The following is a 20,179-nucleotide window of genomic DNA, read 5'->3' as shown; positions in this document are numbered from 1 at the left end:
TCGCCAGACCCTGAGTCTGGCGATTTCATATTTATTTTAGTAATTTCACGCTATTTCAAATATCATCTTTTCAAATCAATTCTTATCGGAATAGCTCATGACGGAAGCGCAACGGCATCAAATTTTACTGGAACTCCTGGCGCAAACAGGGTTTATCACCGTCGAGAAAGTGATCGAACGTTTAGGCATCTCCCCCGCTACCGCGCGGCGGGACATCAACAAGCTGGATGAGAGCGGCAAGCTGAAAAAAGTCCGCAACGGCGCGGAAGCCATCAGCCAGCAGCGTCCACGCTGGTCGCCGATGAATATCCATCAGGCGCAGAATCACGATGAAAAGGTACGGATTGCCAGAGCGGCATCGCAGCTGGTGAACCCCGGTGAGAGCGTCGTCATCAACTGCGGTTCCACGGCGTTTTTGCTGGGTCGCGAGATGTGCGGCAAGCCGGTGCAAATCATCACCAACTATTTGCCGCTGGCTAACTACCTGATCGATCAGGAACATGAGAGCGTGGTGATCATGGGCGGCCAGTACAATAAAAGCCAGTCCATCACGCTCAGCCCACAGGACAGCGAAAACAGTCTCTACGCCGGGCACTGGATGTTTACCAGCGGCAAAGGCCTGACCGCTGACGGTTTGTATAAAACCGATATGCTGACCGCAATGGCGGAACAAAACATGCTTAACGTTGTGGGCAAGCTCGTAGTGCTGGTCGACAGCAGCAAAGTCGGTGAACGCGCAGGCATGCTGTTCAGCCGCGCAGAACAGATCGACATGGTGATCACCGGCAAAGGGGCGAACCCCGAGATCCTCCAGAAGCTGGAAGATCAGGGCGTCAAAGTCCTGCGCGTTTAAAGGTGCTGGCGGAAAAATGCCACCGTGGCGTCCAGCGCCGTTGGCGTGATGCGGTGGCGGACGCCCGATTCCCACAAACAGGTCAGATTAGCGTCCAGTCCTTCATTCTTTAACGCCTGTTGCAGGCGGAAGGTTCCGTCCGGCGGCACCACATCATCCGCATCACCGTGCCACAGCAGCAGCGGGCGATCGGCAAGGCGCGGCAATGCCTGGGTCACTTCCCACTCTGCCAGCATCGCCGCAATTTGCGTTAAATCCTGAGGGGGGAAAAGCGTCTTCGCCAGCGAGGTAAAATAGCCCGAGCCCATCAGACAGGCGACAGACATCACGTCAGGATGATGCGTCATAATCCCCAGCGCCGTCATACCGCCCATCGACGCCCCGGCCACCGCCAGCCGATTATCGGCCACCAGTCCTGCCTCATAAAGCGCATCGCGCAGCCCGGCAAACTCGGTCAGGCTGCCGTGCAGAATGTGCCAGAACTGCCCAAGCCGCGCATGTCCATCGCCCGTGAAGCGCGCCCCGTGGTCAGGGGCATCCGGCATCACCACGCGAAAACCCGCCTGCGCCAGCGCCACCGCAAAATAGCTGTAAACCAGTTTAGATGAGGTAAACCCATGATAAAAAACCACAACCGGCAGCGGTTTATCACGTTTTCCTGCCGGCACGGCATGTAAAATTTCATGTTCACCGAGATGGCGTATTTCAATTTCAATCATTGTCGACCCTGTACGAATGAATGATTCATAATGTTGAGAACTGGGTTACGGTTTGACGCTATTTTCATTCGAAAATAGCGTACCAGATAACACTTCGGGAACATTCCCCCAAAACTAAATTCGCAGACAACTACACTATGGCTAACAGGAAACGAGATATGGTTATGCACAGGTTTGCTGCTTTATTGCTGGTGTTTCTGCTCAGCGGCTGTAGCGCACTGCAGGGTACACCGCAACCCGCTCCCCCGGTTGCCGATCATCCGCAGGAGATTCGTCGTAATCAGACGGAAGGATTACAGCGAATGGGCACCGTCTCCGCGCTGGTTCGCGGTTCGCCGGATGACGCAGAAGACGCAATAAAGGCACAAGCCGTCGCCGCCAAAGCAGATTATTACGTCATTATTATGATCGACGAAACCATCATAACGGGACAGTGGTATTCACAAGCCATTTTGTACCGAAAATAATGGTTTACCTTTGAACGACATTTACACTGCTTTGCGTCCATAGACATTTTCCTGTCCACAATAAACTCCATGCCAGCGACAAGGAATGGGAGTTTATTCGCGAAGGATTGCCCGGCGGATACCGGAAATATGTGAAATGGAGCTGACGATGAAACGAACTCTTGCTTTGACCTCTCTGTTGCTCTCAGCAGGCCTTGTGAGCACCACCGCGCAGTCAGCAGAATTCGCCAGTGCGGATTGCGTAACGGGTCTGAATGAAATAGGCCATATCTCCGTCAATAACATTTCGGGGAGCCCGCAAGACGTTGAACGTATCGTGGCATTAAAGGCCGATGAACAGGGCGCGTCATGGTATCGCATCATCCACATGCAGGAAGATAACCATATCGATCACTGGCGGGTACAGGCCATTCTCTACGTATAAGTCCTTCCTGATAAAAGCCACTTATTTTTAGTGGCTTTTCGTTTTTGCAAATTTTTTATCTATTTTTAAACCACTCAAAAACAATAAACTAACATTTTGTTACATTAATTCAGTAAACGTAATCTCCGCTCTGCCGTTGAAGAACCATACCTTTTCAATGATGAGCAATTTATGATCAATTTTTTCCGCCGTGCGGGCCTTGGAACAAAGCTGTCGCTGCTGACGGGCGTCAGTGTCGCCACGCTGTTTCTGCTTTTCACTTTCCTGCTCAGCCAAAAAGCCAGCCAGCAGCTTGAAGCCCTCGCGGTAGAAGATCTGCATAATCAGTCCACCGGTATGGTCGACATGGTGCAGATGTTTAATACCAGCCTGAGCGAGGAAGTCGAAAGCTATACCAGACTGTTTACAACATTTCTGCCCCAGCCGTTTAGCGTCGATACTAATCAGACCCGGACCATTAACGGGCTCACCGTTCCCCTGCTGAAAGGGGGCGATGCTGAACTCCATGAAAACACGACATTTTCTGATGACTTTCTGAGTCGTACAGGAGCAATCTCCACGCTGTTTGTTCGCAGCGGTAATGACTTCATTCGCGTTGCCACTTCCCTGCGCAAAGAGAATGGCGATCGCGCCATGGGAACCGTTCTGGACGCGAGCAGCCCGGCGTTTGCCGCCGTCAGCAAAGGTGAAGTCTACCGCGGCCTGGCGCTCCTGTTTGGCAAACGCTACATCACCCAGTACCAGCCCGTGAAGGATAGTGAAGGCCAGGTCATTGGGATCATCTTCGTTGGGGTGGATATCACTCACTCCTGGAACGTCATGCGCGAGAAAATCCTTAACCGCCGCCTGGGCGAGAGCGGGCACTTCTTTGTGCTGGACCGCAGCAACGGCAAAACGCGCGGTCAGTATCTGTTCCATGCCAGCGAAGAGGGAAAACAGCCGAAGTGGGATAGCGCCACCCAACAGCAGCTGCTGAGCGATTCCTCAGGTACGCTGGAACGCGTAAGCGACGACGGCCGCACGCTGAAAATGGCCTATACGCCGCTGCCCGGCTGGAACTGGACCATCGTCGGTGAAGTGGATAAATCAGTCCTGCTCGCGAGCGTTAACGCCATGCGCGACCGTTTCCTGCTGGCCGGCGTAGCGTTGTCAGTCCTCTTCGCGGGCCTGTTTGTGGTGCTTATTCGCCGGATGCTGACCCGTCCGCTGCGTAACGTGATTGACCTGGCCCGCCAGTATGCCGCAGGCGATTTGCGCTCCAGCCTGCCCGTCACCCGTCAGGATGAGGTTGGCCAGCTGGTTGATGCCATCAACGGTATTGGCGATGGGCTACAAAAAATTGTCCTGCAGGTCCGTGAAGCCGCGGGCGAGATACATCTGGGCACCAATGCGCTGGCCTCCGATACCGGAGACATCTCCGAGCAGATCAACAAGCAGGCCAGCAGCGTGGAAGAAACCTCCGCCAGCATGGAGCAACTGGCCGCGACCGTGCAGCAAAATGCCGCCAACATGGAGCAAACGCAGCAGCTGGTAGGTGAAACCTCACGCGCGGTTCATCAGGGTGGTGAAACGGTAACCCATGCGGTTGCCACGATGGACGACATTCGCGAAGCGTCAAAACGCATCGAAGACATCACGCGCGTAATCGAGTCCATCGCGTTCCAGACCAATATTCTGGCGCTGAATGCGGCGGTTGAAGCAGCACGCGCAGGGGAGCACGGAAAAGGGTTTGCGGTGGTCGCGCAGGAAGTTCGCGCCCTGGCAGGACGCAGCGCTAACGCGGTGAAGGAGATTGAACAGCTGATTGGCGATACGCTACGGAAAGTGGGCGAAGGCCACGCGCTGTCTGAACAGACGCGTCTGGCGATGGATTCCATCATCGTTCATATCGACAACATCAGCCAGCTGGTCACGGAGATTAACCATGCGTCACGCGAGCAGTCCGCGGGGATCGGCCAGGTCAATCTTGCGATGACCCACATTGGCGAAGCGTCGCATATCAACGCCGATCGCATCTCACGCAGCGAGCAAACCGCACGCACGCTGCGCGAGAAAGGGTCACACCTTACCCAACTGGTCAGCCTGTTCCAGCTTAAACGCTAGCCAACCCTGCCCGTGGCGCGCAGCAGCAGATCGCTTTGCACCTGCTCGCTCATCAGCGTACCGCCACGGGTATCCAGCATCATGCGGCACCACGCCTGCGCCACGGGCGGCGATGCGTGCCGCAGCATCTGGCTTCCGGCGCCCAGCAAAAAGAGCTGCCGCGCGATCTCCCTCCCCTGTGCCTCCTGCGGTTTACGCAGCTTTTGCTGAAGCTGCCGCCAGCTGCGGTCAAAGTGTCGGTCCTGTCCTTTCACCTGGGCAAACTCATCGGCAAGCAGGTCGTGGATCCCTGGCTGCTTCGCCAGCACGCGCAGCACGTCCAGGCACATGATATTTCCCGATCCTTCCCAGATGCTGTTCACCGGCATCTCGCGATACAGGCGCGGAAGTTCACTCTCCTCGCAATACCCTACGCCGCCCAACACCTCCATCGCCTCCGCGACAAACGGAATGCCCGCTTTGCACACGCTAAATTTTGTAGCCGGGGTAAAAAGCCTTGCCCAGGCGGCCTCCTGCGGATCGGTACGGTTATCCCACGCCCTGGCCAGGCGGAACAGCAGCGCCGTTTGCCCCTCCAGCACCAGCGCCATGCGGCTTAACGCTTCGCGCATTAACGGCTGATCGATGAGATTTTTGCCGAAGGTTTGCCGCTGATGGGCATGGTACAGCGCCACCGAGAGCGCCCGACGCATCAGCCCGTGGCTGCCCAGGGCGCAGTCAAAGCGCGTCAGACCGCCCATTTTGAGGATCTGCCGTACCCCTTCGCCCTCTTCCCCCAGCAGCCAGCCGGAAGCGTCGAGGAACTCCGCCTCACTGCTGGCGTTGGAGCGGTTGCCAAGCTTCTCTTTCAGACGCTCAAGGCGCACGGCGTTGCGCTGTCCGTCGGGCAAGAAACGCGGAACAAAAAAGCAGGACAAACCGCCTTTCGCCTGCGCCAGCACCAGATGCGCATCGCTCTGCGGCACGGAGAAAAACCACTTGTGCCCCACCAGCCGGTAGCTGCCGTCGCTGCATTTTTCCGCTCTGGTGGTATTGCTGAGCACGTCTGAGCCGCCCTGCTTTTCCGTCATCCCCATGCCGATCAGCAGGCCGCGCTTTTGCCCACCCGGCGCGAGATGGGGATCGTAGCGATCGCTCATCAGCGGCGTTAACCAGCCATGAAACGGTTTGGGCAGCGACTGCTGCAACAGCGGCGTGGCGGCAAAGGTCATGGTCACCGGGCATAACGTCCCCGCTTCTACCTGAGCATGGAGCACGAAGCGCGCGGCCCTGGCGACAAAAGAGCCTTTTCGCGCTTCTTCCTCCCATGCCAGATTATGTACCCGGTTGGCGCAGAGCCCCTGCATCAGCAGGTGCCACGCGGGGTGAAAGCGAACGTCATCCAGCCGCTCTCCGGTGGCGTCGTAGCGTAATAGCTCCGGTGGATTCACGTTCGCGAGCCTGCCCAGCTCCAGCGATTCCGCCGTACCCAACTGCTGACCAATGCTGGCGAGGAGTTCTATATCCCACTCGGCCCCTTCACGCGCCACCGCATCACGCAGGGCGCAGTCTGAAAGGAAAAGGTTGCTGTTAGAGAGTGGGGCAGGTTGATTAAAAACGGTATGGGTCTGCCAGTGCATGCTGTCTCCCTCCTTCAGTGGCAATGAAGGTAAGTATGGACAGACCGCGTGCACGCTGCATGGGATTGAGGTCACACGGTGGTGATCCCGCTGATATCATTCGTGAAATAGCTCACAGAACATAAGAATAAACTATTTCATTACCCCGCTTATGTTGAATAATTTATTCTTAACCCGTCTTTGTGAGGATCGTTATGCAACAGGATGCGCACAAGCGTGCATTAATTGCAGGCTCCATTGGTAACTTCATCGAGTGGTATGAGTTTGCGGTCTACGGTTTTCTGGCGACCGTGATTGCGAAGAACTTCTTCCAGCTTGAGGGAGAGGCGGGACTGACCAGTCTGATCCTCACCTGGGCCTCATTTGCCATCGCCTTCTTCTTCCGTCCGCTGGGTGCGGTGATATTTGGCCGTATTGGCGACAGGATTGGGCGAAAACCGACGCTGATTATTGTGCTGGTGCTGATGACGCTCGCCACCACGGCCATCGGCATCGTGCCCGTCTACGCCAGTATCGGCATTGCTGCGCCGTTAATCATTACGCTGCTGCGCATCCTGCAGGGGCTGTTCGCGGGCGGCGAGTACGGCGGTGCGGTCTCGCTGATGACCGAGTTCGCCCCGCGCGGCAAGCGCGGCCTGTACGGCGCGTGGCAGTCCTTTACCGTAGCGCTCGGGCTGTTAGCGGGCGCTGCTATTGTCGCGCTGCTCTCTGCCGTTCTTACCCCTGAAGACCTGCATGACTGGGGCTGGCGCATTCCGTTCTTCCTTGCCCTGCCGATGGGTGCGGTCGCGCTATGGCTGCGGGTGAGTATGGAAGAGACGCCGAGCTTTGTGCAGCAGCAGGAAAAACCGGCTGCTGCTCAGGCCAGCACTTCCGCCACGCTCAAAACCATCCTGATGGGCATTGGGCGCGTGATGGTCTGGTCCGCGGCGGGATATACCTATCTGGTGATTATGCCAACCTACCTGCAGTCAGCGCTGCACACCGGCTTTAACCAGGCGCTGCTGATCGCGGTGATTTCGAATATCGGCTTTGCGCTGACGATTATCCCGGCCGGGATCCTGAGCGACAGGATTGGCCGCCGCACGGTGATGATTATCGCTACCGCGCTGCTGCTGATCCTCGCCCTGCCGCTGCTGAAAATTTTGCAGGCGGAGTCGAGCACGCTGGCGGTGAAGGCTGGTGTGGTACTCATTGCGGGCGGTCTGGTGGGCATGCTGGCGGGGCCGGGCCCGGCAATGCTATCTGAGATGTTCCCGACTCGCGTGCGCTATACGGGGCTGGGGCTGGCCTACTCTTTGTCGAACGCGATTTTCTCGGGATGTGCAGGGCTAATCATTACCGGGCTGATTAAGCAGACGGGCAACCTGGATATTCCGGCGTATTACGTGATGGCAACGGCGGTAGTGAGTATTTTCGCGCTGATGACGCTGAGGAAGGATGACCATTTGCGGTCGCTGGAAGAGTGAGTTTGTCACCGTCTGGTGCCTCACCCCGGCCCTCTCCCACGGGGAGAGGGAGAAAACACAAAAGGCCGTCCTGTGGACGGCCTTGCTGTTTATGCTCCCCGCTGGCGCACCGCTTCAAACAGGCAGATGCCCGTCGCAACGGAAACGTTCAGAGACGACACGCTGCCCGCCATCGGGATGCTAATCAGCTCGTCGCAGTGTTCGCGGGTCAGACGACGCATGCCTTCGCCTTCCGCTCCCATAACCAGCGCCAGACGGCCGGTCATTTTGCTCTGGTACAGAGTATGATCCGCTTCACCGGCGGTACCGACGATCCAGATGTTCTCCTCCTGCAGCATACGCATGGTGCGCGCCAGGTTGGTCACGCGGATCAGCGGAACGTTTTCCGCCGCGCCGCAGGCCACTTTCTTCGCAGTCGCGTTCAGCTGCGCGGAGCGATCTTTCGGCACGATCACCGCGTGCACGCCCGCCGCATCGGCGCTGCGCAGGCACGCGCCGAGGTTATGCGGATCGGTTACGCCATCGAGGATCAGGAAGAACGGGTTATCCAGCCCGGCAATCAGATCCGGCAGATCGTTTTCCTGATACTGACGGCCCGGCTTCACGCGGGCAATAATCCCCTGGTGCACCGCGCCTTCGCTTTTCTCATCCAGGAACTGGCGGTTAGCCAGCTGGATCACCACGCCCTGCGCTTCCAGCGCGTGGATCAGCGGCATCAGACGCTTATCTTCACGCCCTTTCAGAATAAACACTTCCTGAAAACGCTCCGGTGCGCGGTCGAGAAGGGCCTGCACCGCGTGGATGCCGTAAATCATTTCACTCATTGATGGTTCTCGTAATAAGTATTTCCCCTCTCCCGGTTGGGGAGAGGGTCAGGGTGAGGGGAGAATTACTCCGCCTGCTTTTTCTTGGCCGCGCGCTTCGCTTTGGTGGCGGCAGCAATTTTCTGCGTTTTCGCGGAAGGCTTTTTCGCTGAACGGGCTTCTTTCTTCGCCGCCTTCGGCTTCTGTTTCTTCTCGCCGCGGAACGCGCTGTCCGGCTCGAAGTTTACCTTTTTACCTGCCTGGCGACGTTTACCGCTCGCTTTACCGTTGCCGCCCTTTTTCGCCCTTTCACGCTCGGTTTTACCGACGTTACGCGGCGCGCGCTCGCTGGAGATCAGGCTGAAGTCGATTTTACGGTCGTCCATATTCACGGCTTCAACCTTCACTTCCACACGGTCGCCCAGACGATAGGTCTGGCCGCCAGATTCGCCAATCAGGCGCTGGCCGACCTGGTCGAAGCGGTAGTAGTCGTTATCCAGGCTGGAGACGTGCACCAGGCCGTCGATAAACAGCTCATCCAGACGAACGAAGAAACCAAAGCCGGTAACGCTGGCAATCACGCCTTTAAAGACGTTGCCCACCTGGTCCAGCATAAAGTCACACTTCAGCCAGTCCGCTACGTCACGCGTGGCTTCATCAGCACGACGTTCGGTCATGGAACAGTGCTGGCCCAGCTGCAGCATCTCTTCCATCGAATAGTGATACCCGCCGGTTTCGGTGGTGTTCCCTTTATGACCCTGCTCCTGCGCCAGCAGATACTTGATAGCACGGTGCAGGGACAGGTCAGGATAGCGGCGGATCGGCGAGGTAAAGTGCGCGTAAGACTGCAGCGCCAGGCCGAAGTGCCCCCGGTTTTCCGGATCGTAAATAGCCTGCTTCATAGAGCGCAGCAGCATCGTCTGCAGCATTTCTGCGTCAGGACGGTCGCCAATGGACTCCAGCAGCTCGGCGTAATCACGCGGCTCTGGCTTGTTACCGCCTGGCAGCTCCAGACCCAGTTCAGCCAGCACGGAGCGGAACGCGGTGATGGCTTCCGTCGACGGCTTATCGTGGATACGGAACAGCGCAGGCTCTTTGGCTTTCTCAACAAATCTCGCCGCCGAGATGTTCGCCAGAATCATACACTCTTCGATCAGCTTGTGCGCATCGTTACGCTGGGTCTGCTCGATACGCTCAATGCGGCGTTCCGCATTGAAGATAAACTTCGCTTCTTCGCTCTCAAAGGAGATCCCGCCGCGCTCTTCGCGCGCCTGATCCAGCGTTTTGTAGAGGTTATGCAGCTCTTCGATGTGCTTAACCAGCGGCGCGTACTGCTCGCGAAGATCCTGGTCGCCCTGCAGCATATGCCAGACCTTGGTATAGGTCAGACGCGCGTGCGAGCTCATCACCGCTTCGTAGAATTTGTAGCCCGTTAAGCGCCCTTTGGTGGAGATAGTCATCTCGCAAACCATACAGAGGCGGTCAACCTGCGGGTTCAGGGAACACAGGCCGTTTGAGAGCACTTCCGGCAGCATCGGTACAACCTGAGACGGGAAGTAGACCGACGTACCGCGACTGCGCGCTTCGTTATCCAGCGGCGTGTGCGGACGAACGTAGTAGCTTACGTCAGCAATCGCCACCCACAGACGCCAGCCGCCGCCGCGTTTTTTCTCGCAGTAGACGGCGTCATCGAAGTCGCGGGCATCTTCACCATCAATGGTGACCAGCGGCAGGGAGCGCAGATCCACACGGCCCGCTTTGGACTCTTCCGGCACTTCTTCACGCAGGTTTTCAATCTGCTCCTCGACCGCTTTCGGCCAGACGTACGGGATCTCATGCGTGCGCAGCGCCATATCGACGGCCATGCCGGTGCCCATGTTATCGCCCAGCACTTCGACGATTTTCCCGACCGCTTTGGTGCGACGGGTTGGGCGCTGGGTAAGTTCCACCACCACCACAAAGCCCATGCGCGCGCCCATCACCTCTTCAGGTGGGATCAGAATATCGAAGCTCAGACGGCTGTCGTCCGGCACCACAAAGCCTACACCCGCATCGGTAAAGTAGCGGCCCACAATCTGGCTGGTTTTCGGCACCAGCACGCGAACCACGCGCGCCTCGCGGCGGCCTTTACGGTCGGCACCCAGCGGCTGCGCCAGGATCTGGTCGCCGTGGATACACATTTTCATCTGTTCGGATGAGAGATAAAGATCGTCTTTACGGCCTTCCACGCGCAGGAAGCCAAAGCCGTCACGGTGACCTATCACGGTGCCTTTCAGCAGGTCGAGGCGTTCAGGCAGCGCGTAGCACTGGCGGCGGGTAAAGACCAACTGCCCGTCGCGCTCCATGGCGCGCAGGCGGCGGCGAAGGGCTTCAATTTGCTCTTCACCTTCAATATTTAATTCAACGGCAAGTTCTTCACGATTGGCGGGTTTTTCGCGTTTTGTTAAGTGTTCAATGATGAACTCGCGGCTGGGGATAGGATTCGCGTATTTTTCGGCTTCGCGTTCCTGGAAAGGATCTTGTGACATGTCGGTTCCTCCGTTGTCAGCTCCGGTGGAAATTTTCTTCATTCCACCAGCAATAATTTATAAAGCGGTTGATTCTCTTCAACCAAATCGGCCAGCGTGTAGTTATCCAGTTCCTTGAGAAAACTTTGCACGGCCTTAGAAAGCGCCTGTTTCAGGCGGCAAGCGGGCGTAATGTGGCAGAACTCGCTGCTGCAGTTCACCAGAGACAAAGGCTCCAGCTCGCGTACCACATCCCCGATACGAATACTCTGTGCCGGTTTACCAAGACGGATCCCTCCATTCTTCCCGCGGACGGCAGCAACGTATCCGGCACGGCTAAGTTGATTGATTATTTTGACCATATGATTACGGGATACACCGTATACCTCTGTCACTTCAGAGATACTGGTCATCTTCCCTTCGGGTAACGACGCCATGTAAATCAGCGCGCGTAAGCCGTAATCGGTGAAACTTGTTAACTGCACATCAACCTCAGGAAAAAGGGAAAACGCGGTCAAACCGCTGAGATATTCATTAATGATGATAAACCAGCCAGATAGTTAGGGGCTAATTTATTTGACAGACGGGGCGAAAAAGCGGAGATCCAGGAGCGGTCGCCGGTTGGCGCTACGCTTATCCGGCCTGCGGGTCTCCCCGCAGGCCAGCAGTCACGAAGATTATGCGTCGAACGGGTCGCGCAGAATCATCGTTTCAGTACGATCCGGGCCGGTAGAAATAATATCGATCGGCACTTCGGTCAGTTCTTCGATGCGCTTGATGTAATCCAGCGCCGCCTGCGGCAGGCCGCTACGCTCTTTCACACCGAAGGTGGTTTCAGACCAGCCCGGCATGGTTTCGTAGATTGGCTCGATGCCTTCCCAGTCGTCAGCGGCCAGCGGAGTGGTGGTCACTTCACGGCCATCTGGCATACGGTAGCCTACGCAGATTTTCACTTCTTTCAGGCCGTCCAACACGTCCAGCTTGGTCAGGCAGAAGCCAGACAGGGAGTTGATCTGCACTGCACGACGCACTGCAACCGCATCCAGCCAGCCGGTACGACGACGACGACCGGTGGTCGCGCCAAACTCGTTACCCTGCTTGCACAGGAACTCGCCGGTTTCATCAAACAGTTCAGTCGGGAATGGACCCGCACCCACGCGAGTGGAGTACGCTTTGATGATGCCCAGAACGTAATCCACATAACGTGGACCCAGGCCAGAGCCGGTCGCCACGCCACCCGCGGTGGTGTTAGAGGAGGTTACGTACGGATAGGTACCGTGGTCAATGTCCAGCAGCGTACCCTGCGCACCTTCGAACATGACGAAATCGCCACGCTTGCGCGCCTGGTCCAGCAGATCGGACACATCAACAACCATACCGGTCAGAATGTCTGCAATCGCCATGACGTCATCCAGCACTTTCTGGTAGTCAACAGCGTCAGCTTTGTAGAAGTTCACCAGCTGGAAGTTGTGATATTCCATCACTTCTTTCAGTTTTTCAGCGAAGGTCGCTTTGTCGAAGAGGTCGCCCACGCGCAGACCGCGACGTGCAACTTTATCTTCGTAAGCCGGGCCGATACCACGACCGGTGGTGCCGATTGCTTTCGCGCCGCGCGCTTTTTCACGCGCTACATCCAGCGCCACGTGATAGTCCAGGATCAGCGGGCAGGCTTCGGAGAGCAGCAGACGCTCACGAACAGGGATACCACGGTCTTCCAGACCTTTCATCTCTTTCATCAGCGCAGCAGGAGACAGCACAACGCCGTTACCGATGATGCTGGTGACGTTATCGCGAAGAATGCCTGATGGAATAAGATGGAGGACGGTTTTTTCACCGTTGATTACGAGAGTATGGCCTGCGTTGTGACCGCCCTGGTAGCGTACAACATATTTAGCCCGTTCAGTCAGAAGATCAACAATCTTCCCTTTACCTTCGTCACCCCATTGGGTGCCCAGTACGACGACGTTGTTACCCATTTTTTTCAAAATCACCGTTTGCTTAAAAATGGATTCTACCATCGCTTTTTCAGATATACAGCACTTTTTGACCCTAAAATATGCCAATTGCGGCTAGTTTTTGATCAGCCAATCGTTTTCCTCAACATGTAGTAGATAACGATACCGGCAACCACAAGACCACCGCCGAAACGACGCAAGATATTATCCGGCAGCTGGCTCATGGTCGCGATCATACGACGCCATGCGCGCGGATAGAGCATCGGACCGAGGCCTTCCAGCACCAGAACCAGGGCCAGCGCAAGCCAGATCGTTGAATTCATTTTTCATCCTTATAAAAGAAAACCACCGCTCCGTTGGGAGCGGTGGTTTGAATACTCAAACGAGCCTGAGTTTATCGCGTTGCGTTGGTCGGCGTCTTCATATAACGGAAGAAATCGCTGTCCGGGCTGAGCACCATCACATCCTGGTTGCTCTTGAAGCTATTCTCGTACGCGCGCAGGCTACGGATAAAGGCGTAGAAGTCTGGATCCTGGCTGAAGGCATCGGCGAACAGCTTCGCGGCTTCGGCATCGCCTTCACCGCGCAGGATACGGCCCTGACGCTCAGATTCCGCCAGCGTCTTGGTCACTTCATAGTCCGCTGCCGCACGCAGTTTTTCCGCCTCTTCCTGGCCCTGTGAACGGTGACGACGGGCTACCGCTTCACGCTCGGCGCGCATACGGTTGTAGATCGCCTCGGACACTTCAGCTGGCAGGTTGATCTGCTTGATACGCACGTCAACCACTTCGATACCCAGCGCTGCCATACTGTTCGGGTTGATCACCGGAACTTTACCGTTGGTTTCAGCCTGAACTCGCTCAGCGGCTTTAGCAATCGCGTCATCCGCTGCTGGCGTTTCCACTTCGTCTTCCGTACCCGCTGTACCGGAGTTCAGCGCATCGCGCACTTCCAGCGTCAGACGACCACGGGAATCGGTCACGATGTCTTTCACATCCAGACGACCAATCTCAGAACGCAGACGGTCAGAGAACTTACGTTTCAGCAGCACTTCCGCCTGAGAAACGTCACCACCGCCCGTTGCCAGGAAGTAGCGGCTGAAATCGCTGATGCGCCATTTGATATAAGAATCAACGATCAGGTCTTTCTTCTCTTTGGTCACGAAACGGTCAGCCTGGTTATCCATGGTCTGGATACGCGCATCCAGCGTTTTCACTGACTGAATAAACGGCACCTTGAAGTGCAGACCCGGCTCGTAAATCACCGGACGTTTGTCACTGTCACGCACGACGCTGCTGAACTGGAATTTGATCCCACGCTCGCCCTCTTTCACCACAAAGATCGAGGTATACAGCACGACCAGTACGATGACGACGATCGCAATAACTGACTTACGCATCCTTATTCCCCCTGACGCTGGTAGTCGTTACGCTGCGCGTTAGCACGGCGTTGGTCCATAATGTCACCATCGTTCGAAGAAGGCGTTGTGTTCGCGCTGGAGCTGCCTGATGAGGCTGGCGGCAGACGCAGCAGGTTGTTCGCTCCGCTGGTGTCTTTCGCTGCCGGTGCAGAACCGCCTTTCAGCATCTGATCCAGCGGCAGAACCATCAGGTTTCCACCTTTGCTGTCGTTAACCAACACTTTGCGGGTGTGGCTCAGCACTTTTTCCATGGTCTCGATATACAGACGCTCGCGGGTAATTTCCGGCGCGGCTTTGTATTCCGGCAGGATGCGCGCGAAGCGAGCCACTTCACCCTGAGCTTCCAGGATGGTCTGGGTCTTGTACGCACGCGCCTCTTCCAGAATACGCTGCGCCTGACCGTTAGCACGCGGCTGCACTTCGTTGGTATACGCTTCTGCTTCGCGGATGTACTGCTGTTCGTTTTCACGGGCGGCAATCGCATCATCAAACGCGGCCTTCACCTCTTCCGGCGGACGCGCAGCCTGGAAGTTGACGTCCAGCAGGGTGATACCCATGTTGTAAGGACGAATCGTCTCCTCCAACTCGCGCTGGGTATCGCTACGAATAACGGTACGACCTTCGGTCAGGATGCGGTCCATCGTGTATTTGCCGATTACACCACGCAGGGCGCTGTCGGTCGCCTGACGCAGGCTGTCATCGGCGCTGGTCACGCTAAACAGATAACGCTCAGGATCGGTCACGCGGTACTGCACGTTCATCTCGACGCGCACCACGTTTTCGTCAGAGGTCAGCATCACGCCGGAGGCGGCCAGTTCACGGACGGACTCCACGTTGACTGCAGTAACGTCGTCAATGAAGGTCGGTTTCCAGTTCAGGCCCGGCTCAACCAGATGGCTGAACTTACCGAAACGGGTGACCACGCCGCGTTCTGCTTCTTTAATGGTGTAGAACCCGCTGGCTGCCCAGACGATCACCAGCCCGGCAGCAACGATGCCCACCAGGCGGCCACCTAATTGCGGGCGCGGTCCCTGGCTGGAACTGCCACCCGAGCCTGAACCTTTTCCTCCGCCAAGGCCACCAAGCTTTTTGCTCAGCTTGCGGAAGATATCATCCAGATCCGGCGGCCCCTGCTCGCGACCACCTTTGTTGCCATTTCCCCCAGAGTTGCCGCCTTGATTATTGCTGCTTCCCCACGGGTCGCGGTCTTGTCCGTTATTACCGGGCTGATTCCACGCCATGTATATGCTCCATATTTGTTATGCAAGGGCGAATTTTTCAGGCTTCCCCTTTCTGATCAGACGATATAGTCCGCCAGCGCAGGTTCTTGTTTACAGAGGCGACGCCAGTCAACGATCGGCATACGCACCTGCATCCCCACGCTGCCGTCATCCTCCATCCACTCTTTTTCTATCGCCTGAAGCTGATAAAACCGGCTGCGCAGCCTGCCTTCCTGTGGCGGCAGTCGCAGCGTGTGCTGAGCTACCTCACCGGAAAGACGTTCTGTCAAAGCCTGGAAAAGCAGTGGCACACCAATACCGGCCTGAGCAGAAAGCCAGACCCGAATCGGTTTGTTCTCTTCATCTCGGTCGATACGCGGTTCGAAATCCTCCAGCATATCGATCTTATTCATCACCAACAGCGTGGGAATTTCGTGGGCGTCAATTTCTTCCAGCACCACGTTCACCGCGTCGATGTTCTCCTGCACGCGTACGTCAGCCGCATCAATCACGTGCAGCAGCAGGGTCGCCTGACGCGTCTCCTGCAACGTCGCCTTAAACGCCGCCACCAGATCGTGCGGCAGATGGCGGATAAACCCTACGGTATCCGCCAGCACTGTTTCACCCACGTCTGCAACGTCAATGCGGCGCAGCGTCGGGTCCAGGGTCGCAAACAGCTGGTCTGCGGCATACACCTGGGCCTCGGTTATCTGGTTAAACAGGGTGGATTTACCGGCGTTGGTATAGCCCACCAGCGACACCGTTGGGATGTCGGCTTTGGTTCGCGCCCGACGCCCCTGTTCACGCTGTTTCTCTACACGTTCCAGACGTGAGAGGATCTGGGTAATACGGCCACGCAGCAAACGGCGGTCGGTTTCGAGCTGGGTTTCACCCGGACCGCGCAAACCAATCCCGCCTTTTTGTCTTTCAAGGTGGGTCCAGCAACGCACCAGACGCGTCGCCAGATGGCGCAACTGCGCCAGCTCAACCTGCAGTTTCCCCTCGTGGGTTCGGGCACGCTGAGCAAAAATATCTAAAATCAATCCCGTGCGATCGATAACACGGCATTCGCAGAGAGCTTCCAGGTTGCGCTCCTGGGCTGGAGACAGCGCATGATCAAACAACACGACTGACGCGCCGGTTGCTTTTACGGCATCCGCAATTTCTACTGCTTTACCTTCACCAACAAAATACTTTGGGTGCGGCGCTTTACGGCTACCGGTAATCACCTGCATTGCTTCGACACCGGCGGAAGAGACCAGAGATTCAAACTCCTGGAGGTCTTCCATATCTTTGTCTTGCGAAAAATAGATGTGTACCAGCACCGCCTGCTCACCGGCATCATAACGGTCAAACAAGCGTAAACCTCTCTAAAAAGATCAGCGGGGAACGCAGGATCCCTGGCTCCCCGTGTGGATAACAGCTGAAACCTTATTCGGTCTCGTCGCTGTCCTGCGCTGGCGTTGAAGAACCCTGCGCGTTGCTGCCGTGATGGTAGTTACTGCCTGTGCCGCCGCCAGCGTTATTGCTGTGATGAGAGACCGGACGGGACGGAACAACAGTAGAGATAGCGTGCTTGTAGACCATCTGGCTGACCGTGTTTTTCAACAGGATCACGAACTGATCGAAAGACTCAATCTGACCTTGCAGCTTAATACCATTCACCAAATAAATAGAAACTGGAACACGTTCCCGACGCAATGCGTTCAGGAACGGATCTTGTAAAGATTGCCCCTTAGCCATTCTATCTTTTCCTTATATGCTTGTTTTGTACTTAGAACCTTGCGATTCTGAAAAATTGCGCACGATACGTCTCAATTGTACACATTCAGTGGGCGATATCACCAACAACCTCAATCACCTCGTTTAACGCCTGTTGCGGTTTTTCACTGTCTAACCAGTGAACTCCCTCCCAACCGCGCAACCAGGTGATCTGGCGCTTCGCTAACTGTCTCGTGGCGCAAACACCTCGATAAACCATTTCATCGTATGAAATCTCACCTTCAAGATACGACCACATCTGGCGGTATCCCACACAACGAACGGAAGGCATATCCGTATGCAAATCTCCACGGGCAAATAGCGCCCGCACTTCTGCTTCAAAATCTGAAGCCAACATCTGATGAAAACGCTGCTCAATTCGTTGATGGAGCAGTTCACGGCTCGCCGGGGCGATGGCGAACTGATGCACCTGATACGGCAGAGCGTCTCCTGACGTTTGCGTCAGTTCCGTTAAAGTTTTACCCGAAATGAAAAAAACTTCCAGTGCCCGGGAAAGCCTTTGCGGATCATTTGGATGGATCCGCGCTGCTGCAACCGGGTCAACCTCCGCCAGTTGCTTATGCAATACGTCCCATCCCTGCTCTGCCGCCTGCTGCTCAATCTTTGCTCTCACCTCAGGGTCCGCGGAAGGTAAAGGAGACAACCCTTCGAGCAGCGCCTTGAAGTAGAGCATGGTTCCGCCAACCAACAGCGGTATACGCCCCGCGGCGGTGATCTCGGCCATCTCGGCTAAGGCATCCCGGCGGAAATCCGCTGCGGAGTAAGCCTCTGCCGGGTCGAGAATATCCAGCAAACGGTGCGGTGCCGCACGCAGTTCATCTGCGCCGGGCTTCGCCGTGCCGATGTCCATCCCTCGATAGATGAGGGCGGAATCAACGCTAATCAACTCTACAGGCAAAACTTTACGTAACTCAATGGCTAACGCCGTTTTGCCCGAGGCCGTTGGGCCCATTAAAAAAATTGCCTTTGGCAGGCTCGCCTTACTTACGTCAGTCATGTTTCAGGGCGGTCATCGCCGTTTTTAAATCAACAGGTTGTAATAACCCACCCGGCGGCGCTTTCACCAGCTGTGGGCAGAGGCGTTCCACCTCCGCAAGCACGGTAATCGCCTGCGCCATACTCCACGGTGAATGTTCGCTGGCCAGATGGCGGGCGATCCACTGCGCGGTGTTGGCAGCCTCAAACGATGTCTGCTGCGCCAGGTAGCCTATCAGTTCAGGAATCAAGTTTTGTAAATTTTGTTGGCGTAAGGGTAAAGGCACTGCGCGAATTGTCACATGTTGTGGTTCGAGCACAATTTCAATGCCCATTTGCGCCAGCTGGGCCTCTGCACGCTGCAATACCCTTGTTTCTTCAGGGGATATTTTCAGGCGAACCGGGATTAACAGCGGCTGCGCACATGCCACATTATCCCCCGGCGTCAGCTGCGCCTGCTTGAGCCAGCGTTCGGCAACCGGCAGCGCCAGAAGCAGCAGTTTGCCGTCGCGCTCAAGCAGCGCCATATCCGGTGCGATAATCGTCAGCACCCGGCCAAAACTCTGGCTATGGCCTTCAAGGGAAGGTGTCGCCACCGCAACGTGCTCTTTGCGCTCGACTGCCGGCGTTTCCAGCAGTTTACGGTACAGCGCCCCCTGCTGCTTTTGATAGCCGGGCTGAGCGTTCGGGTAGTTCGCGCCCGTCGGACGCGGTGCGGCCCCTGCTGAGGAGAAACGCGGGGCGTCCGGTTCACGCGCGACGGCAGGCTCCGCAAAATGGTTGCGACCCGCAGCGACACGATTTTCCGGAATGGGGCGCGGTGCGGAGTCTTCTTTTTCCAGCGGCAGTGTGGGTTCAAGCTGCTGTTGCAGTACGCTCAGCACGCCCTGGTAGATAAAATCATGTACCAGACGCGACTGATGGAACCGCACCTCATGCTTGGCAGGATGGACGTTGACATCCACCTGATGCGGGTCGATCTCCAGATAAAGTACAAAGGCAGGTTGCTGATCTGCCCCGAGCTTATCTTCGCAGGCCTGGCGAATGGCGTGGTTAATGAGGCGGTCGCGCATCATACGGCCGTTAACGTAGCAATACTGAATTTCAGAGAACGCCGCGCTGCTGGCATGCGGATCGGCCACCCAGCCACGTAAAGCCAGATCGCCGTGCTGCCACTCGATAGCCAGCGCCTGTTCCAGGAACGGCGTCCCGCAGATAGCCCCTAAACGTCGCTCTTTCTGCCCACCTTCAGCCACCGCGCGGTACTGGCGCATCACCTTGCCGTTATGGCTGAGGTTGATGGTGACGTCGAAACGGGCGAGCGCAATTCGGCGGATGATCTCGTCGATATGGCCGAACTCGGTTTTTTCGGTACGCATAAACTTACGGCGGGCGGGAGTGTTGTAGAACAGATCCAGAACTTCCAGCGTGGTACCGACAGGGTGCGCCGCGGGTTTGACCGTCACGTCCATATCCCGCCCTTCAGCGTAGGCCTGCCAGGCTTCCTGCTGTTCAGCGGTGCGGGAGGTCAGCGTTAAACGAGACACCGAACTGATACTGGCCAGCGCTTCGCCGCGAAAACCGAGGCTGATAATCGCTTCCAGGTCATCCAGAGAGGCAATTTTACTGGTGGCATGACGCGCCAGCGCCAGCGCCAGCTCCTCTTTTTTGATCCCGCAGCCGTTGTCGCGAATGCGGATAAGCTTCGCGCCGCCGCGTTCAATATCAATATCAATGCGGGTTGCGCCCGCATCGAGGCTGTTTTCCACCAGCTCTTTCACTACCGACGCAGGGCGTTCCACCACCTCACCGGCGGCGATTTGGTTCGCGAGCTGCGGCGGCAGAACCTGAATCGGCATGAAT

18 protein-coding genes are annotated in these 20,179 nt (G+C 56.5%); 5 read left to right on the top strand and 13 right to left on the bottom strand.

What is annotated here, in order from left to right:
- Positions 1–97: 97 nt before the first annotated feature.
- Positions 98–853: an HTH-type transcriptional regulator UlaR gene (gene ulaR, locus HBM95_02250; protein ID NIH41765.1), complete on the top strand. Its 756-nt coding sequence runs from the start codon at positions 98–100 to the stop codon at positions 851–853.
- Here ulaR and yjfP read toward each other — a convergent pair.
- Positions 850–1,572 carry an esterase gene (yjfP, locus tag HBM95_02245; protein ID NIH41764.1) on the bottom strand — a complete coding sequence of 241 codons (723 nt, stop codon included), beginning with the start codon at positions 1,570–1,572 and terminating at the stop codon, positions 850–852. The genes ulaR and yjfP overlap by 4 nt on opposite strands.
- Positions 1,573–1,709: 137 nt before the next feature.
- Here yjfP and bsmA point away from each other — a divergent pair, with 137 nt between their 5' ends.
- The 3 genes from bsmA to HBM95_02230 all read left to right on the top strand — a co-directional run bounded on the left by bsmA (position 1,710) and on the right by HBM95_02230 (position 4,566).
- Positions 1,710–2,039 (top strand): biofilm peroxide resistance protein BsmA, encoded by a 330-nt coding sequence (gene bsmA / locus HBM95_02240; GenBank protein NIH41763.1) that lies wholly within the window; start codon positions 1,710–1,712, stop codon positions 2,037–2,039.
- Between the two features lie 148 nt (positions 2,040–2,187).
- A complete protein-coding gene (locus tag HBM95_02235; GenBank protein ID NIH41762.1) occupies positions 2,188–2,463 on the top strand; it encodes a DUF1471 domain-containing protein in 276 nt (91 codons plus the stop codon).
- Between the two features lie 171 nt (positions 2,464–2,634).
- Positions 2,635–4,566: a HAMP domain-containing protein gene (locus HBM95_02230; GenBank protein NIH41761.1), complete on the top strand. Its 1,932-nt coding sequence runs from the start codon at positions 2,635–2,637 to the stop codon at positions 4,564–4,566.
- Here HBM95_02230 and HBM95_02225 read toward each other — a convergent pair.
- Complete coding sequence (locus HBM95_02225; protein NIH41760.1) at positions 4,563–6,185, bottom strand: isovaleryl-CoA dehydrogenase; 1,623 nt, start codon at positions 6,183–6,185, stop codon at positions 4,563–4,565. The genes HBM95_02230 and HBM95_02225 overlap by 4 nt on opposite strands.
- 194 nt (positions 6,186–6,379) lie before the next feature.
- On the opposite strand from HBM95_02225, the gene HBM95_02220 reads away from it, so the two are divergent.
- On the top strand, positions 6,380–7,654 hold the full coding sequence (locus tag HBM95_02220) for an MHS family MFS transporter (protein ID NIH41759.1): 1,275 nt from the start codon (positions 6,380–6,382) through the stop codon (positions 7,652–7,654).
- Between the two features lie 89 nt (positions 7,655–7,743).
- Here the strand turns inward: HBM95_02220 and rlmB are convergent, their stop codons facing one another.
- The 11 genes from rlmB to mutL all read right to left on the bottom strand — a co-directional run bounded on the left by rlmB (position 7,744) and on the right by mutL (position 20,175).
- Positions 7,744–8,478 carry a 23S rRNA (guanosine(2251)-2'-O)-methyltransferase RlmB gene (rlmB, locus tag HBM95_02215; GenBank protein NIH41758.1) on the bottom strand — a complete coding sequence of 245 codons (735 nt, stop codon included), beginning with the start codon at positions 8,476–8,478 and terminating at the stop codon, positions 7,744–7,746.
- Positions 8,479–8,543: 65 nt separating this feature from the next.
- Complete coding sequence (gene rnr / locus HBM95_02210; protein NIH41757.1) at positions 8,544–10,985, bottom strand: ribonuclease R; 2,442 nt, start codon at positions 10,983–10,985, stop codon at positions 8,544–8,546.
- Positions 10,986–11,023: 38 nt separating this feature from the next.
- Positions 11,024–11,449 (bottom strand): nitric oxide-sensing transcriptional repressor NsrR, encoded by a 426-nt coding sequence (gene nsrR / locus HBM95_02205; protein ID NIH41756.1) that lies wholly within the window; start codon positions 11,447–11,449, stop codon positions 11,024–11,026.
- A 192-nt stretch (positions 11,450–11,641) separates the two neighbouring features.
- On the bottom strand, positions 11,642–12,940 hold the full coding sequence (locus HBM95_02200; GenBank protein NIH41755.1) for an adenylosuccinate synthase: 1,299 nt from the start codon (positions 12,938–12,940) through the stop codon (positions 11,642–11,644).
- 104 nt (positions 12,941–13,044) lie between these two features.
- Entirely contained in the window at positions 13,045–13,242 is a 198-nt protein-coding gene (locus HBM95_02195; GenBank protein NIH41754.1) for a DUF2065 domain-containing protein, read from the bottom strand.
- 71 nt (positions 13,243–13,313) lie between these two features.
- Entirely contained in the window at positions 13,314–14,318 is a 1,005-nt protein-coding gene (gene hflC, locus HBM95_02190) for a protease modulator HflC (GenBank protein NIH41753.1), read from the bottom strand.
- A 2-nt stretch (positions 14,319–14,320) separates the two neighbouring features.
- On the bottom strand, positions 14,321–15,580 hold the full coding sequence (gene hflK / locus HBM95_02185; protein ID NIH41752.1) for an FtsH protease activity modulator HflK: 1,260 nt from the start codon (positions 15,578–15,580) through the stop codon (positions 14,321–14,323).
- A 56-nt stretch (positions 15,581–15,636) separates the two neighbouring features.
- Positions 15,637–16,917: a GTPase HflX gene (gene hflX / locus HBM95_02180; GenBank protein ID NIH41751.1), complete on the bottom strand. Its 1,281-nt coding sequence runs from the start codon at positions 16,915–16,917 to the stop codon at positions 15,637–15,639.
- Positions 16,918–16,990: 73 nt separating this feature from the next.
- A complete protein-coding gene (gene hfq, locus HBM95_02175) occupies positions 16,991–17,302 on the bottom strand; it encodes an RNA chaperone Hfq (GenBank protein ID NIH41750.1) in 312 nt (103 codons plus the stop codon).
- Between the two features lie 85 nt (positions 17,303–17,387).
- Positions 17,388–18,338, bottom strand: coding sequence for a tRNA (adenosine(37)-N6)-dimethylallyltransferase MiaA (miaA, locus tag HBM95_02170; protein ID NIH41749.1), 951 nt, complete (start codon positions 18,336–18,338; stop codon positions 17,388–17,390).
- Positions 18,331–20,175, bottom strand: coding sequence for a DNA mismatch repair endonuclease MutL (mutL, locus tag HBM95_02165; protein NIH41748.1), 1,845 nt, complete (start codon positions 20,173–20,175; stop codon positions 18,331–18,333). Before mutL ends, miaA begins: the two co-directional genes overlap by 8 nt.
- Positions 20,176–20,179: the final 4 nt, after the last annotated feature.

The organism is Enterobacter asburiae, from assembly GCA_011754535.1.
Taxonomy (GTDB): Bacteria; Pseudomonadota; Gammaproteobacteria; order Enterobacterales; family Enterobacteriaceae; genus Enterobacter; species Enterobacter cloacae_N.
The sequence above is the reverse complement of the archived record's forward strand: the minus strand, read 5'-3'. Positions and strand labels throughout refer to the sequence as shown.

What these genes read in the sequence shown, in the direction of transcription:
- rnr (NIH41757.1), bottom strand. Translation starts at nt 10,985, where the DNA reads ATGTCACAAGATCCTTTCCAGGAACGCGAAGCCGAAAAATACGCGAAT.
- HBM95_02230 (NIH41761.1), top strand. Translation starts at nt 2,635, where the DNA reads ATGATCAATTTTTTCCGCCGTGCGGGCCTTGGAACAAAGCTGTCGCTG.
- miaA (NIH41749.1), bottom strand. Translation starts at nt 18,338, where the DNA reads ATGACTGACGTAAGTAAGGCGAGCCTGCCAAAGGCAATTTTTTTAATG.
- ulaR (NIH41765.1), top strand. Translation starts at nt 98, where the DNA reads ATGACGGAAGCGCAACGGCATCAAATTTTACTGGAACTCCTGGCGCAA.
- rlmB (NIH41758.1), bottom strand. Translation starts at nt 8,478, where the DNA reads ATGAGTGAAATGATTTACGGCATCCACGCGGTGCAGGCCCTTCTCGAC.
- HBM95_02200 (NIH41755.1), bottom strand. Translation starts at nt 12,940, where the DNA reads ATGGGTAACAACGTCGTCGTACTGGGCACCCAATGGGGTGACGAAGGT.
- mutL (NIH41748.1), bottom strand. Translation starts at nt 20,175, where the DNA reads ATGCCGATTCAGGTTCTGCCGCCGCAGCTCGCGAACCAAATCGCCGCC.
- hfq (NIH41750.1), bottom strand. Translation starts at nt 17,302, where the DNA reads ATGGCTAAGGGGCAATCTTTACAAGATCCGTTCCTGAACGCATTGCGT.
- bsmA (NIH41763.1), top strand. Translation starts at nt 1,710, where the DNA reads ATGGCTAACAGGAAACGAGATATGGTTATGCACAGGTTTGCTGCTTTA.
- HBM95_02220 (NIH41759.1), top strand. Translation starts at nt 6,380, where the DNA reads ATGCAACAGGATGCGCACAAGCGTGCATTAATTGCAGGCTCCATTGGT.
- HBM95_02195 (NIH41754.1), bottom strand. Translation starts at nt 13,242, where the DNA reads ATGAATTCAACGATCTGGCTTGCGCTGGCCCTGGTTCTGGTGCTGGAA.
- HBM95_02225 (NIH41760.1), bottom strand. Translation starts at nt 6,185, where the DNA reads ATGCACTGGCAGACCCATACCGTTTTTAATCAACCTGCCCCACTCTCT.
- yjfP (NIH41764.1), bottom strand. Translation starts at nt 1,572, where the DNA reads ATGATTGAAATTGAAATACGCCATCTCGGTGAACATGAAATTTTACAT.
- HBM95_02235 (NIH41762.1), top strand. Translation starts at nt 2,188, where the DNA reads ATGAAACGAACTCTTGCTTTGACCTCTCTGTTGCTCTCAGCAGGCCTT.
- hflC (NIH41753.1), bottom strand. Translation starts at nt 14,318, where the DNA reads ATGCGTAAGTCAGTTATTGCGATCGTCGTCATCGTACTGGTCGTGCTG.
- hflK (NIH41752.1), bottom strand. Translation starts at nt 15,580, where the DNA reads ATGGCGTGGAATCAGCCCGGTAATAACGGACAAGACCGCGACCCGTGG.